We start from the raw sequence: 777 nt of genomic DNA, 5'->3' as shown, positions 1-777 counted from the left end.
GAAGCTATGTTGGAGAAGTCCTGCGCCGTGAGGCCGGTGGCAATTGGCAAGGTGACGATGACGATCCTCAGGCCGAGATCAACCTCACGCTCAAGCTGCCCGACGGCGCATTGCTTTGGCCTATGCAGCGCGTTATGAAGCGCTGCCAGGTTGGCCCAGAAGAGAGCGTTTTTGTGTACGGCTCAGTCGCCAAGCAAGCGACGGGGCAAGAAAGTCAGTAGTCGGCCATGAGCTGACGATCGACAGCGACCGCTTTCGGGTCACGTTTTATGACGGCGCAACGGCCGGTGTACCAATGATCAGCGAATTCGCAATCGTCGAGACGTTTGAGATCACGGGCAGAGGTGCCGCCGTAGTCGTCGACAGGCAGACTGGACGCGACGGAGGTCGAGCGCTTCCCGTGCGACTGATCAAACCTTCCGGCGAGGCGATCAACACCGACGCGTTTAAGGAGCAGCTCCTCAGGCGCCTACCTCAGCCCACGGAGAATGAGGTCTTCATGCTCAAGGGCCTGCACAAAGATGACGTACCTGCCGGTTCGCTGATTCGCTTCCTTGACTGATGTCGGCCACGAGCGGACGCTCGCGGACGACGGCTTTCGGATAGGCTAGTTGCCGCTCCGACGCGCCAGTTTTTTCCCGAGACCGTCCCATGCAAATCGATTCGCCTGCTTGGCATCTGAGAAGGTCTTGCCCGGTTTGCGGACAAGGCACTTCGTTGCTGTTGGTCAAGTGTTGCAGTTGCTGCAGGATCAGCATCGAGTGTGCCGAGGAAGGC

2 protein-coding genes are annotated in these 777 nt (G+C 59.1%); both read left to right on the top strand.

The features are described 5' to 3' along the window. On the top strand, nucleotides 1-221 hold a 221-nt coding region (locus ACXJLU_RS33470), incomplete at its 5' end, for a hypothetical protein (RefSeq protein ID WP_457338026.1). A 179-nt stretch (nucleotides 222-400) separates the two neighbouring features. Continuing rightward, entirely contained in the window at nucleotides 401-562 is a 162-nt protein-coding gene (locus tag ACXJLU_RS33465; RefSeq protein WP_457338025.1) for a hypothetical protein, read from the top strand. Nucleotides 563-777: the final 215 nt, after the last annotated feature.

It is taken from the genome of Rhizobacter sp. P5_C2 (assembly GCF_054049715.1).
Note: the sequence above shows the minus strand (reverse complement) of the source record. Positions and strands in the feature narration are given on the sequence as shown.